Annotated in this window: 13 protein-coding genes; 8 read left to right on the top strand and 5 right to left on the bottom strand. The window is 71.2% G+C overall.

The genetic code is table 11. The annotated features are described in order from the left end of the window. Positions 1 to 85: 85 nt before the first annotated feature. Together ACX27O_RS07935 and ACX27O_RS07930 are read left to right on the top strand one after the other, a co-directional pair. Positions 86 to 970, top strand: coding sequence for an alpha/beta fold hydrolase (locus tag ACX27O_RS07935; RefSeq protein ID WP_030335374.1), 885 nt, complete (start codon positions 86 to 88; stop codon positions 968 to 970). 121 nt (positions 971 to 1,091) lie between these two features. Then, entirely contained in the window at positions 1,092 to 1,553 is a 462-nt protein-coding gene (locus tag ACX27O_RS07930; protein WP_081883976.1) for a DUF5709 domain-containing protein, read from the top strand. Between the two features lie 54 nt (positions 1,554 to 1,607). Here the strand turns inward: ACX27O_RS07930 and ACX27O_RS07925 are convergent, their stop codons facing one another. From ACX27O_RS07925 to ACX27O_RS07905, 5 genes are all read right to left on the bottom strand, one after another. Next, a complete protein-coding gene (locus tag ACX27O_RS07925) occupies positions 1,608 to 3,188 on the bottom strand; it encodes a DHA2 family efflux MFS transporter permease subunit (RefSeq protein ID WP_030335371.1) in 1,581 nt (526 codons plus the stop codon). A gap of 821 nt (positions 3,189 to 4,009) precedes the next feature. After that, positions 4,010 to 4,333 carry a hypothetical protein gene (locus tag ACX27O_RS07920; protein ID WP_458939167.1) on the bottom strand — a complete coding sequence of 108 codons (324 nt, stop codon included), beginning with the start codon at positions 4,331 to 4,333 and terminating at the stop codon, positions 4,010 to 4,012. Between the two features lie 67 nt (positions 4,334 to 4,400). Then, on the bottom strand, positions 4,401 to 4,976 hold the full coding sequence (locus ACX27O_RS07915) for a DinB family protein (protein ID WP_458939166.1): 576 nt from the start codon (positions 4,974 to 4,976) through the stop codon (positions 4,401 to 4,403). Positions 4,977 to 5,048: 72 nt separating this feature from the next. Beyond that, positions 5,049 to 5,852 (bottom strand): IclR family transcriptional regulator domain-containing protein, encoded by an 804-nt coding sequence (locus ACX27O_RS07910; protein WP_458939165.1) that lies wholly within the window; start codon positions 5,850 to 5,852, stop codon positions 5,049 to 5,051. Between the two features lie 3 nt (positions 5,853 to 5,855). Continuing rightward, the gene (locus ACX27O_RS07905; RefSeq protein ID WP_458939164.1) at positions 5,856 to 7,292 is read right to left on the bottom strand and encodes an amidohydrolase family protein; all 1,437 of its coding nucleotides are present in this window, start codon (positions 7,290 to 7,292) and stop codon (positions 5,856 to 5,858) included. 197 nt (positions 7,293 to 7,489) lie between these two features. Between ACX27O_RS07905 and ACX27O_RS07900 the strand changes: the two genes are divergently transcribed. From ACX27O_RS07900 to ACX27O_RS07875, 6 genes are all read left to right on the top strand, one after another. Continuing rightward, the gene (locus tag ACX27O_RS07900) at positions 7,490 to 8,626 is read left to right on the top strand and encodes a CaiB/BaiF CoA transferase family protein (RefSeq protein WP_030338322.1); all 1,137 of its coding nucleotides are present in this window, start codon (positions 7,490 to 7,492) and stop codon (positions 8,624 to 8,626) included. After that, a complete protein-coding gene (locus ACX27O_RS07895; RefSeq protein WP_030338331.1) occupies positions 8,611 to 9,381 on the top strand; it encodes a citryl-CoA lyase in 771 nt (256 codons plus the stop codon). The genes ACX27O_RS07900 and ACX27O_RS07895 overlap by 16 nt, the downstream gene beginning before the upstream one ends. 31 nt (positions 9,382 to 9,412) lie before the next feature. Then, positions 9,413 to 10,279 carry a DODA-type extradiol aromatic ring-opening family dioxygenase gene (locus tag ACX27O_RS07890; RefSeq protein WP_210860417.1) on the top strand — a complete coding sequence of 289 codons (867 nt, stop codon included), beginning with the start codon at positions 9,413 to 9,415 and terminating at the stop codon, positions 10,277 to 10,279. Then, positions 10,276 to 10,638, top strand: coding sequence for a hypothetical protein (locus tag ACX27O_RS07885; protein ID WP_030338325.1), 363 nt, complete (start codon positions 10,276 to 10,278; stop codon positions 10,636 to 10,638). The genes ACX27O_RS07890 and ACX27O_RS07885 overlap by 4 nt, the downstream gene beginning before the upstream one ends. Further along, entirely contained in the window at positions 10,635 to 11,600 is a 966-nt protein-coding gene (locus ACX27O_RS07880) for a quinone oxidoreductase family protein (RefSeq protein WP_030338327.1), read from the top strand. Before ACX27O_RS07885 ends, ACX27O_RS07880 begins: the two co-directional genes overlap by 4 nt. Before the next feature lie 85 nt (positions 11,601 to 11,685). Beyond that, the gene (locus ACX27O_RS07875; protein ID WP_210866182.1) at positions 11,686 to 13,110 is read left to right on the top strand and encodes an aldehyde dehydrogenase family protein; all 1,425 of its coding nucleotides are present in this window, start codon (positions 11,686 to 11,688) and stop codon (positions 13,108 to 13,110) included. The last annotated feature ends 29 nt before the right edge of the window (positions 13,111 to 13,139 follow it).

Raw genomic sequence — 13,139 nt, 5'->3', positions numbered from 1 at the left:
CCCCCGACCCGAGCATCTGGTCCGCGTCATGCACCAGTCGCCGTGTCGGCGGACGCCGCACGGTTCTCGGATCGGGAGATAGTTCATGGGTTCCACCAGCCACGACGTCAGCGCCCTCGCACCCGGTGCCCACACGTTCACCGTCGACGGCGTTCGGCAGGTCTACCACGTCGCCGGCACCGGCCCGGTCTGCGTGGCGCACTCCGGCGGCCCCGGCATCGAGTGGGCGTACCTGCGGACGCCCAGCCTTGAGACGCACTTCACCATGGTCTACGTCGAGCCGGTGGGCACCGGCGCGTCCGGGCAGCTGGAGAACCCCGCCGATTACCGCCTGGACACCTATGTCCAGTTCCTGCACGCCGTCGTCGAGCACCTCGGCGAACCCCGGGTGTACCTGCTCGGACACTCACACGGCGGTTTCGTCGCCCAGCGGTACGCGCTCACCCACCCGGACCGGATCGCCGGCCTCGCCCTGTACGACACGTCACCCGTCACCGGCGCCGAGTTCTGGGCCGAGGCCATGGCAGGCCTCGCCGCCTACCCGCAGCGGCACCCGGACCGGCCGGAGGCGGCGGCGGTCCCGGCCGCCTTCGCGCAGATCGGCGGCGCGACGGACGACGAGTCGTTGGGCGCCGCGCTGCGCGCCGCCCTGCCGGTGTACTTCGCGGACTTCTGGGGTCGACAGGACGAGTTCGCCCCGTTTCAGGCGGCCGTCCGGATCTGGTCGACGCCGGCCGGCGCGCAGGACCCCACGCCCTTCGACGTGCGGGACAACCTGGGTGAGATCACCGTGCCCGTCGTGGTGATCGTCGGAGCGTACGACTTCATCTGCGGCCCGCGCTGGGCCGAGCAGCTGCACGCCGGGCTTCCGGACTCGCGGCTGGTGACCCTGCCGCGAAGCGGACACTTCGCGCACATCGAGCAGCCGGCCGAGTTCACCGACGCCGTGGCGGAGCTGCTGAAGCGCTGACCCGCCCGGGTACGGCGCGACCCGAGGTCCGTTCGTCACAGCGGGCAGGCCTCGGGGTGCGGGCGCGTTGCACGGTCATAGGCTGAGCACTTTGCCGCACCGTGACACAGAGGAGACCGCCGTGAGCCAGACCGAACGGATGGATTCCGTCGACGAGTGGAACGTGGCCGAGGACGACGGGGTGCTGGACGCCTCCGACACCCTCGACGACGACCTGGTCGGCGACCCCCTCGACACCGGCATCGTCGCCGAGGACCACTGGACGGCGGCCAACCGGTTCGGCACCACGCCCGCCGAGGAGCGGGCGGGCGAGTCGCTGGAGCAGCACCTCGCCCAGGAGGTGCCGGATGTCGACCCGTACGCCGAGGGTGGCGACGACGAGGACGAGCTGACCCGCCGGGGGTACGAGGCGGAGGCGCGCGCCGGCCGCCTCGTCGCGTACGACGACGGCGTCCGCGAGGACGACGAGGCCGAGGCGGTGGCGTGGGACGCCGGCATCGACGCGGGTGCCGCCAGCGCCGAGGAAGCGGCGATCCACGTGGTCGAGGACCCGGACGGGCCCGGCGACGGTCCGTTGCGCTGACGACGTACCCGCCGCGCCCGGCACCTCAGCGGGTGCCGGGCGCGGCGGGGTCGGTCAGTGGATGACGACGGGCGTCTTGATCTGCTCGCCCTGCGGGTCGTCGAGCTGCGCCGGCTGCCGTCGGCGCGGCAGCAGGGCGGCCGGGATGAAGGTGAGCACGACCAGCGCGAACGCGACCCAGAACGTGGTGGCGAACGACTTGGCGGCGAAGTCGAGCCCGCGCTCGATGAGCGACGGGTCGACCGGCATCTGCTGAAGCAGCTCCGGCCGCTGCTGGGAGGCGATGGCCAGCCCCGCCTCGGTGACCGGCTTGCCGCTCTCGTCCACCAGGCCGGGAATCGGCCGGGAGCCGTTCAGCTCGTTGGTGAGGATCACCGACATCACGGCGGCACCGACCGACCCGCCGATCTGCTGGAGGATGTTGACGAGCGTCGAGCCGCGCGCCACCTCCTGCGCCTGCAACGTCCGCAGCGCCGACGTCATGATCGGCATCATCGTGCCGCCCATGCCCAGACCCATCACGAACAGCGACGCGCCGAGCAGCCAGTACGAGGTCTGCGGGTCGACCTGGGTGAAGCCGAAGAACCCGATCACGATGAGCCCCAACGCGAACGGGACCGTACGCCCGATCGGCACCCGGTCGGCGAGCGTGCCGGCGATCGGCATGGTGATCATCGCGCCGATGCCCTGCGGGGCCATCAGCAGGCCGGCGGCCAGCGTCGACTCACCGCGCACCTGCAGGAAGTAGCTCGGGAACAGCAGGCCGGCGCCCATGAACGCGATGATGAACACGAACATCGTCACCGACGCGATGGTCAGGCTGCGGTTGCGGAACAGGCGCAGGTCGAGCAGCGGGTGCCGGGGCCTGAACGAGTAGAGCACGAACGCCACCACCAGCGCCCCGCCGACCAGCATCGGGGCCCACACCTTGGCCTCGGCGAAGGTGCCCACCTCCGGCAGGGACGAGACGCCGTAGAGGAAGAGGGCCAGACCCGGGGAGAGCATGAGCATGCCGACGAAGTCGAACGACTCGGACGGCTCGGGCGCGTCCTTCGGCAGCGCGAACTGCGCGTAGATCAGGGCGATCAGGCCGATCGGCAGGTTGATCAGGAAGATCCAGTGCCAGCTCGCGGTGTCGATCAGCCAGCCACCCAGGATCGGGCCGCCGATCGGGCCCAGCAGCATCGGGATGCCGAGGACGGCCATCAACCGGCCGATCCGGTGCGGCCCGGCCGCCCGGGTCATGATGGTCATGCCCAGCGGCATGAGCATGCCGCCGCCGAGGCCCTGCAGGACCCGGTAGCCGATCAGCTCGCCGATCGTGTCGGCCATGGCGCAGAGCCCCGACCCGATCGTGAACAGAGCCAACGCCACCATGTAGAGCCGTTTGGTGCCGAACCGGTCCGCCGCCCACCCGCTGAGTGGGATCACGGTGGCGAGCGCGAGCGTGTAGGCGGTCATGGTCCAGGCGACGCGGGCGTAGGACGCGTCGAACTCGCTCTGGAATGTGGGCAGCGCCACACTGACCACCGTCACGTCGAGGATCGACATGATCGCGCCAAGGACGACGACGCCCGCCACCTTGAGCACCGCACCGTCGAGTTTGTCCGATGTCGCGATGGATTGCTGTGTCACTAACTCTCCTGAAGTCGATTGAGCCGGCCGATGGTGGGCGGTGGCGGCAATGCCGCGCCTACCGGGCGCGGGGCGCGACGTGCCGGGGCAGCGACGCGCGGAGGCAGACTAACCGCCAGTTGTGACGATTCGCCGCCGGTTTTCGTGACCGCCCGGCTGCTTATCCGAACGGCTGTGCGACTGTGGCCGGACGTCGGGGTGGCGATCGGCCGGCAGAACCGCGATCCAGTGGTCACCAGGGTGGTCTCCTGATCGGCCTGGACAGCCGCCCTGGTGATCTGTCGGTCTGTCGAACGCGTCAAGGCGGGAAAGCCGCGCGTCAGGCCCCGCCGTCCCTGCGCGGCAGGACCTCATCCCCGGTAGCTGAACGGGAGCGGCAGCGCGCCAGGTCTTGGCCCCCGCGCCCTCTCACCCCTCCGTAGCTGCACGGAGTGCGGGCGTGTGCACGGTCCTGGCCGCGCGCTCTCACCGCCTCGATAGCTGAACAGGAACGGGCCCACGCCGGTCCTGGCCGCGCGCCCCCACCGCCCTCGGTGGCCGCGCGGAATCGCGGCGTGCCGGGCTGGACACTCGATCCGCCCGCCAGCATCACTGCCAGCTTTACGGCGGCGAGACGTTGCTCCAAGCGGTGCGCGGCGTCGAGCGCGGCGATCAGGTCCTGCTCGGAAAGGGCCCAGACGGCCGTATCGGCGGAGCCGCGATCGCGTCCTCTGCCTGCGCCAACTCCTCGACCACGATCCGAATCTAGAACACCTGTACGACACTTTCAGTCACCGTGATCGATTCGCAGCAGGTCGGCGCCACGGCGGCGGGCGCCTGATTTATCGCGCGGCCCGCAACGCCGCCGCGACCTGGACCACGTCCAGGTCGACGACGACGTCCTCACCATCCCGCATGCCGCGCTCACCGATCGCCAGACCGATCAAGGCCAGTTCGGCGGCATCGTCACGCAGTTCGTACTCTTCGCGACTCTCCTCGCCGATGCCGCCCAACTCGTCGCGATTCCAGGCGGCGACGGCTGACTCGGCCAGAGACCGAGGCAACCGCACGCTGATCCGGCCGACTTGGGAACCGAGACGAGCACCGATCGCCAGCAGCACGGTCCGGTCCCGCTGATATCGCAGGTACTGTTCGCGATCCTCCACGAGCCGAGGCTACTCGCGCCCCGTGCAGCCACCGGTCCCAAGCCGGTGAACGTTAGTGGTCAGGGCACTAGTTGCTGCGCTTGCCGGCGTCGAGGGCAGCCAGCTCCACTCGCTGCCGGTGTTCCCGCCACCATGACTCGTCGGCCGGGGGCAGATTGTCGTTTTCCGACAGCAGCCCGACCGCGCCGTCGATGAGTTCGCGCACGATGTCGGCGTGGCCTGCGTGCCGTTGCGTTTCCGCGACGACGTGGACCAGGACGTGGTGCAGCGTGACAGCAGCATCGCCCCACCACGGCACCCGGCCGACCTCATCCAGGGTGAGGGCTTCGATGGTGGTGTCGGCGTGGGCGATCGCGCGACGGTACAGTGCGACGATTTCCTCGCGGGTCTCATCCGCGCTCGCCCACATGTCGGCGTTGGGCTCCGCCCCGTCGCCGACGTACGGCAGTTCCTCCTCGAACGGCCGGCCGAACACGACGCCGAAGTAGAGGACCTCCATGGCCGCCGCGTGCTTCACCAGACCCAGCAGGTTGGTCGCGGTCCGGGTCAACGGACGCCGAACATCGTATTCGCTGAGCCCGTCGAGCTTCCACAGCAGCGTGTCGCGGCCGCCCTTCAGGTAACTGTGCAGGTCTGCCTTCATCGCGGCACTATGGCATCCGATCTGGTGTCGGCGCTGCCCCGGACAATCGACGAAGCTCGTGATCGGTGGAACCTAGGCGGTGACCACCGGCACGGCGGCGGTGAGTGCCCAGTCGTGCCCGATGTCGGCGGCGGCGCGCAGCAACCTCGGCAGGTGCTCCTCGCGCAGGGTCTCCACCGAGGTCTCGGCGGCGTGCACCGTCACGTTGATGGCGGCGACGACCCGCCCGTCGCCGTCGCGGACGCCGGTGGCGACGGACCGGATCCCCGGGGCCAGGTCCTGGTCGGCGAGCGCCCAGCCCTTCGCCCGGACCTCGCGCAGCACGGCGTCGAGGTCGCCGGGCGAGGGCTGCCAGCGCGGGGTGATGCCGGAGCGGCTGGGCTCGGCGAGGACGGCGGCCAGTGTGTCCGGCGGTAGCGCGGCGAGCAGCACCTTGCCCATCGACGTCGCGGGCGCCGGGAAGCGGGTGCCGATGGTGACGCCCAGCGTCACGATCTTGGGGACGGCCACCCGGGCGACGTAGACGATGTCACTGCCGTCGAGCTGGGCCATCGAGGTCGACTCGTTGGTCTGCGCGACCAGCTTCTCCATGTGCGGGCGGGCCACGTCCCACATGTTCAGCGCGTTGACGTACGCCATCCCCAGTTCGAGGACACGCGGGGTGAGGGTGTGGCCGCGGCCCGCCGCGCGGACGTAGCCCAGCGATTCGAGCGTGATGAGGATGCGCCGGACGGTGGGGCGGGCCAGGCCGGTGGCGGCGGCGATCTCGCTGAGGGTCATCGAGGGGCTGGCGGGACGGAAGGAGCGCAGGACGTCGAGGCCCCGAGCGAGAGCCTCGATGAAGTCGGGCCCGGTGCCCCTTCCGTTGTCACCCATGTCCTAATGCTTCCATTGCGCCGACCCGGCGTCCCACTCGGTGTACTGGTACGGGTTCTCCAGGATCGCGGTCTCGGGGATGTCCGGGTTCATGCCCCGCTGCCACGCCTGCTCCCCCATCGTCTCGCGCAGGTGGTCGATGGTCGCCGCCACCCGCGCCCGCGCGGCGGCGAGGTCGACGCCGACGAGGCGGCCGTCGCGCTTCACGACGCGCCCACCGACGAGCACTGTGTGCACGTCGGCACGCTGGGCCTGGAAGACGACGTGACCGTGCGGGTTCAGGATCGGGAACATCACCGGCGAGGCGTCGTTCTTGATCAGGACGACGTCGGCCTGCCGGCCGGCGGTGAGCGCGCCGATGGTGGCATCCATGCCGAGGGCGCGGGCGCCGCCCCGGGTGGCCCACTCGACGACCTGCTCGGCGCGCAGGTGGCAGTGGGTGACGGTCTCCTGCTTGGCGTGCGCCTCCAGGTGCTCCCGGGAGCGGTCCGCGCCGAGCGTGCTGCGCATCGCGGAGAAGAGGTCGCCGCTCCACCACACGCTGGTGTCCATCGACAGTGACACCGGGATGTCGTGGTGGCGCAGCTGCCAGGTGGGTGGGTAACCCTGGCCGGCGCTCTGCTCGCTCTCGGTCGAGACGGAGACCGAGCCGCCGGTCGCGGCGATCCGGTTGTACGAGTCGTGGATGAGCGTCGCCGCGTGCACGTAGACGGTCGACGGGGTCATGAACCCGTTCTCGTGCATCAGTCGGATGCCGTCGTCGTTGGTGGCGCCCCACACGCCGGCGTGGGTGGTCACCGCGGCGCCCAACTCCCGGGCCACCTCGAACGCGGCCCGTTCCGGGAAGGCGGGGTCGCCGGTGACGTCGAAGGCCATCTGGAAGCCGGCCAGCTTGCCCCCGTCGACGCGGCGGCGGTGGAAGTCGCGGAACTCCGGGGAGGTGGCCCATTCCCAGGGCCCCTGCTGGATGTTGCCGTAGGCGAGCACGAATCGCCCGTCGACCGCCTCCAGGGCGTCCACTGCGGCGTCGGCGTGCTCGGGCGTCTGCAACCCGTGCGACCAGTCGACAGTGGTGGTGACGCCCGCGTCGATCGCCTCGATCGCCCCGAGCAGGTTGCCGGCGTGGATGTCCTCGGGCCGGAACAGCTTGCCGGACTCGAGGTAGTACCAGACGAAGTACTGGGTCAGGGTCCAGTCGGCGCCGTACCCGCGCATCGCGGTCTGCCACAGGTGCCGGTGGGTGTCGACCATGCCGGGCATGAGGATGCCGCCGGTGGCGTCGATCTCCAGGGCGTCGTCGGGCGCGGTGAGGCCGACGCCGACCTGCGCGATCCGGTCGCCGACGACCAGCACGTCGGCGCCGGGGAGCACCGTGTGCGCGTCGTCCATGGTGAGAACCAGGCCGTTGCGGAAGACCACCGGCCGGTCGGTTGCGCTCATCGCCACCCATTCCTTTCCGGGGTACGAGGGGAATCCGAACTCTTGTCCGCTGTACGGCCAGCCCGGGTGGCGCAAGTGTGGTCCGGGTCACCATTCGTGTCAAGGTCTGGCCCCGCTGGCCAATTCCTCCGTTGACACTCCCCTTCCGGTGTCGGAAGCTGTCACGACGGACAGGTGTCCGTAGAACGGGCGGAAAAATGGTGCAGCATTCGACAGGGCCGTTGGCCGGGCTGCTCGTCGCGGACTTCTCCCGGATCCTCGCCGGGCCGTACGCGACGATGCTCCTGGCCGACCTCGGCGCACAGGTGGTCAAAGTGGAGAGCCCCGGTGGCGACGACACCCGCACCTGGATGCCGCCCACCCGCGACGGTGTCTCGACGTACTACCTCGGCATCAACCGCAACAAGCGGTCGATCGCCCTGGACCTCAAGAATCCCGACGACCTGGCCGCCGCGCAGGAGCTGGCCCGCCGCGCCGACGTGCTCATCGAGAACTTCCGGCCCGGTGGCCTCGCCCGGTTCGGCCTCGACTACGACACGGTCACCGCGACCAACGAGAAGGTCGTGTACGCGAGCATCAGCGGCTTCGGCACCGGCGCCGGCCGGGACTTCCCCGGCTACGACCTGATGGTGCAGGCCATCTCGGGCCTGATGAGCCTCACCGGCGACCCGGACGGCTCGCCGTACCGGGCCGGGATCTCGGTCTTCGACGTGATGGCCGGGTTGCACGCGAGCATCGGCATCCTCGCCGCGCTGCACCACCGTGGCGCGACCGGACGCGGCCAGCACGTCGAGGTCAACCTGCTCAGCTCGGCGCTGTCCGGCCTGGTCAACCACTCCAGCGGCTACGTCGCCGGCGGGACCGTCCCGTTCCGGATGGGCAACGCGCACCCCAGTCTCTTCCCGTACGAGCCGCTGCCCACCGCCGACGGCGAGCTGATCGTCATCGCCGGCAACGACGGGCAGTTCCGCAAGCTCTGCCAGGTGCTCGACCTGCCCGACCTGCCGGACGACCCGCGCTTCGGCCGCAACCAGGACCGCACCGCCAACCGCGAGGAGCTGCGTCCCCTGCTCGTCGAACGGCTCGCCACCCGACCGAAGGACGAGTGGTTCCGTGATTTGCTCGCCGCCGGCGTCCCGTGCGCGCCGATCAACACCATCGACGGCGGGGTGGCGCTCGCCGAGGAACTGGGGCTCGACCCGGTCGTCACCGTCGGGGACGTACCCGGCGTGCGTAACCCCATCACCTTCTCCGACACCCCGGCGCGTTACGAACTGCCGCCGCCCGGGCTCGACGAACACGGCGAGGAGATCCGCGCGTGGCTGAAGAACTGAGCTTCCCGACCGGGATCGGCACCTCCGACCCGACCACCATCTCCCTGCTGGGGCACGACCTGGCCGCCGACCTGATGGGCACCGTGGGCTTCGGCGAGCTGGCGTACTGGCTGGTCGCCGGCCGCCGGCCCACCTCCGGTGAGGTACGGGTCTTCGAGGCGGTGCTGGTGGCCCTCGCCGACCACGGCTTCACCCCGACGGCGATCGCGGCCCGGCTGACCTACCTGTCCGCGCCCGAGTCGTTGCAGGGCGCGCTCGCCGCCGGTCTGCTCGGCGGCGGCTCGCGCTTCCTCGGCGTCACCGAGGACTGTGGACGTTTCCTCGCCGACACGCTCGCCCAGGCCGGTGAGGTGACCGACTACGACGCGGTGGCGCTGGACGCGGTCACCCGGGCCAAGCAGGAACGCCGGCTGGTCCCCGGGCTGGGGCACCCCGTGCACAAGGAGCAGGACCCGCGCACCCCCGTGCTGATCCGGATCGCCACCGAGGAGGGTCTGCACGGCCCGCACCTGCGGCTGTTCGAGGCGATCGGACGCGTCCACCCGCAGGTGCTCGGCCGCACCCTGCCGCTCAACGGCGCCGGGGTCTGCGGCGCGGCCCTGGCCGATCTGGGGCTCCCCGTCGAGATGCTGCGCGGCTTCGCCCTGCTGGCCCGCGCGGCGGGGCTGCTCGGGCACCTCGCCGAGGAACGACGACGACCGCTCGGCATGGACATCTACCGCACTGTCGACAGCAACGCCGTCTACGAACCCTGACCCCCTCTCCGCACCCCCGAAAGGAGCGGGAATGGCCTCCATCGTCGCGGTCATCGCCTCCACCCACCACCCCTTCTACTACCGGGCCAGCACCGCCACCGGCGATGATCGACCACCGTTCGCCGACGAGTGGACCCGCAAGATCCTGGCGTTCCGGGAGACGTTGACCCGGGCCCGACCCGACGTGCTGGTGATGGTCGGCTCCGACCACTTCCACCAGCTCTGGCTGGACAACATGCCGCAGTTCCTGGTCGGCAAGGCGCCCCGCTACGACGCCAACTGGTACAACGAGGAGCGCGAGTTCGGGCTGCCCCGGATGCTGCTCACCGGCCAGGAGGACCTGTCCGCGCACATCCTGCGGGCCGGGCTCGACGCCGGGTTCGACCTCGCGTTCAGCAACGAGCTGCGCATCGACCACAGCATCACCTGCCCGATCATCACGCTGCGGCCCGAGGCCGACCTGCCGATCGTGCCGATCTACACGAACATCTTCGCGCCGCCGCTACCGCAGCCCAAGCGCTTCGTCCAGCTCGGCCAGAGCATCCGCGACATCGTCGAGTCGTGGCCGTCGCACCTGCGGGTGGCCGTCATCGGCACCGGTCACCTCTCGCTGGAGCTGGGCGGCCCCCGGCAGTTCGGCCCGCACGGCCCGGACCCGGAGTTCGACAGGCGGGCCGTCGAGTGGATCGCCAACGGCGACCTGGACGAGTGCCTGCGCGAGGTCACCCTGGACAGCCTGCACTCCCCCGGCAACGCCACCCACGGTTTCATGGACTTCATGCTCATGATGGGCGTGGCCGGTGCCGGCGTGAAGGCCGACTACGTCGACACCCTCGACCTGTTCCACACCATGGAGGCCTACTTCACCTGGTACCCGAACGGAGCGCCGACGGCATGAGCAGATACCTGCTGAACAAGTTCCTCTTCACCGTCGACCGGGACCCGGAGCTGGTCGAGCGCTACCGCAGCGAGCCGCGCGAGCTGGTCGCCTGGTGGGAGGCCGAGTGCGCCAACACGGTGCTGAACTGCCACACCGGCGAGGCCAGCACCTGGCTGCGCTTCGACGACGTGGAGCGCGAGGCGCTGGCCACCCACGACCACGTGAAGCTCTTCGAGCTGGGCGCGCACCCGTTCCTCACCCTGACCCTCTTCATCGCCCTCTTCGAGCGGGACAACACCGAGCCGCTGGAATACCAGAAGTCCTACGGCGCGCGGCTGGCCCACTTCTCGATGCCCTACCCGGACATCGCGACGTGATCCGCGCGGCAGTGCTCACCCGCTGCGGTGCCGCGCCGACGCTCGCCGAGCGGCCGACACCCGTGCCAGCCGACGGCGAGGTGGCGGTCACCGTCGAGGCGGTGCCGATCACCCCGCTGGACGTGCTGTGCGCCAGCGGCACCAGCTACTTCGGCCCGCCGACCACCCCGTACGTGCCGGGGGTGCAGGGGGTCGGTCGGCTGGCCGACGGCACTCCCGTGTGGTTCGGCACGTCGGCCGGGATGCGCCCTGGTGTGGACGGCAGCATGGCGGGCACGGTCACGGTGCCCACCGCCGACGTGGTGGCGCTGCCCGACGGCGTACCGCTGAGCCTGCTCGCGGCCCTGGGCCTCTCCGCGGTCGCCGCGCAGGCGGCGCTGACCGACGCCGGCGGCCTGTCGGTCGGTGACCAGGTCGTCGTGCTGGGGGCCGGGGGTGTGGTGGGCCAGGCCGCCATCCAGCTCGCACTGCTCGGCGGCGCCCGCCGCGTCATCGCCGTGGCCCGCTCGGCGGCGGCCCGCGCCCGGGCCGAGGAGCTCGGCGCCGCCGTCGCCCTCCCGCTGCTCCCCGACGACGACGTCGCGTCGTTGGCCGACCGGCTGCGCCACGCCGCCGACGGGCCGCTCGACCTCGTCCTGGACCCGGTCTTCGGTGTCCCGGCCGCGGCGGCGCTGCGGGTGCTGCGCCCCGGTGGGCGACTGGTCAACCTGGGCAGCGCGGCGGGTGCGACCGCACCCATCGAGTCCGCCGTGCTGCGCAGCGGGGCACTGCGGATCGTCGGTTACACCAACAACGGGTTGTCGACCGCCGCGCGGGCAGCGGCGCTGACAGTGGTGGCCGGGCACGCGGCGACCGGCCGGCTCACCGTCGATCATGAGATCGTGCCCTTCGATGCCGTCGCGGATGCCTGGGCCCGGCAGGACGCCGGCACCGCCGCCGGCCGGATCGTCCTCGCGCTCTGAGGAGGGCCGGACCCCAGCCAGGGATCGCGAAACCCTGGATAAACCGCACCTGGTTGGGGTTCCGGCACGGTGCGACGGTCGGTCCATGACACCTTCCACCCACACCGTCGCCGGCCACTGGATCGGTGGCGAGACCGTCACCGGCTCCGCCGGCACCCTTCCCGTCGTGAACCCGGCCACCGGCGAGGTCGTCGCCGAGACCCCGGCCGGCACCGCCGCCGACGTCGATCGCGCCGTCGCCGCCGCCCGGGCCGCCTTCCCGGCCTGGTCGGCGACCACCCCGCAGCACCGGGCGGACGTGCTGCGCCGCCTCGGCGCCGGCCTCGCCGCCCGTACCGAGGAGATCGCCCAGGCGATCACCGCCGAGATGGGCTCGCCGATCGGCATGTCCCGCACCGCCCAGGTCGCCTTCCCGGCCGCGGTGCTCGAATCCATCGCCGGCCTGGCCGACGACTTCGCCTGGACCGAGGAGGTCGGCAACTCGCTGATCGTCCGCGAGCCGATCGGCGTGGTCGGCGCGATCACGCCGTGGAATTTCCCGCTCCAGCAGATCGTCTCCAAGCTGGCCCCGGCCCTGCTCGCCGGCAACACGATGGTCTTCAAGCCGTCCGAGAACGCCCCGCTGACCGCGCGCATCCTCGCCGAGACCGCCGCCGAGGCCGGCGTACCGGCGGGCGTCTTCAACGTCGTCTACGGCACCGGCGCGACGGTCGGCGAGGCGATCTCCGCCCACCCGGACATCGACATGATCTCGTTCACCGGCTCCACCCGCGCCGGGCAGCGCATCTCGGCGGTGGCCGCGGCGAGCGTCAAGCGGGTCGCGCTGGAGCTGGGCGGCAAGGGGGCGAACATCATCCTGGACGACGCCGACCTGCCCGACGCTGTCGAGCGGGGCCTGATGATGGCGTTCAGCAACGGCGGTCAGGTCTGCGGCGCGTGGCCCCGGATGCTGGTGCCCGCCTCCCGGCAGGACGAGGTCGTGGCGTTGGCCGTCGAGGCCGCGAAGCAGTACACAGTCGGCGACCCGGGCGACGAGGCCACCCGGATCGGCCCGATGGCGTCCGAGACGCACCGACAGAAGGTGATCGGGTACATCGAGCGGGGCATCGCCGACGGCGCCCGGCTGGTGTTCGGCGGCCCGCAGCGGCCCGAGGGGCTGACCGTCGGGGCCTACGTCCAGCCGACGATCTTCGCCGACGTCGACCCGGCCTCCGCGATCGCTCAGGAGGAGATCTTCGGCCCGGTGCTGACGATCATCCCGTACGCGGACGAGGAGGAGGCCGTGGCCATCGCCAACGGCACGGTGTACGGCCTCACCAGCGGCGTCTTCGGTGAGCCGGAGCACGCTCTCGCCGTCGCCCGGCGGCTGCGCGTGGGCCAGGTCGACGTGAACGCCGGCCACTGGAACCCGCTCGCCCCGTTCGGCGGCTACAAGCACTCCGGCAACGGCCGCGAGTTCGGCCGAATGGGCCTCGAAGAGTTCCTGGAAACAAAGTCCATCCAGCGCTAACCCCCCCACCCCGCCGCCCCGCCCCCACC

This window comes from Micromonospora sp. SD19 (assembly GCF_054462275.1).
Note: the sequence above shows the minus strand (reverse complement) of the source record. Positions and strands in the feature narration are given on the sequence as shown.

Bases quoted from the DNA above. Each gene is read 5' to 3' on its own strand.
- ACX27O_RS07935 (WP_030335374.1), top strand. From the start codon at position 86: ATGGGTTCCACCAGCCACGACGTCAGCGCCCTCGCACCCGGTGCCCAC.
- ACX27O_RS07915 (WP_458939166.1), bottom strand. From the start codon at position 4,976: ATGAAGGCAGACCTGCACAGTTACCTGAAGGGCGGCCGCGACACGCTG.
- ACX27O_RS07910 (WP_458939165.1), bottom strand. From the start codon at position 5,852: ATGGGTGACAACGGAAGGGGCACCGGGCCCGACTTCATCGAGGCTCTC.
- ACX27O_RS07905 (WP_458939164.1), bottom strand. From the start codon at position 7,292: ATGAGCGCAACCGACCGGCCGGTGGTCTTCCGCAACGGCCTGGTTCTC.
- ACX27O_RS07900 (WP_030338322.1), top strand. From the start codon at position 7,490: ATGGTGCAGCATTCGACAGGGCCGTTGGCCGGGCTGCTCGTCGCGGAC.
- ACX27O_RS07890 (WP_210860417.1), top strand. From the start codon at position 9,413: ATGGCCTCCATCGTCGCGGTCATCGCCTCCACCCACCACCCCTTCTAC.
- ACX27O_RS07885 (WP_030338325.1), top strand. From the start codon at position 10,276: ATGAGCAGATACCTGCTGAACAAGTTCCTCTTCACCGTCGACCGGGAC.
- ACX27O_RS07875 (WP_210866182.1), top strand. From the start codon at position 11,686: ATGACACCTTCCACCCACACCGTCGCCGGCCACTGGATCGGTGGCGAG.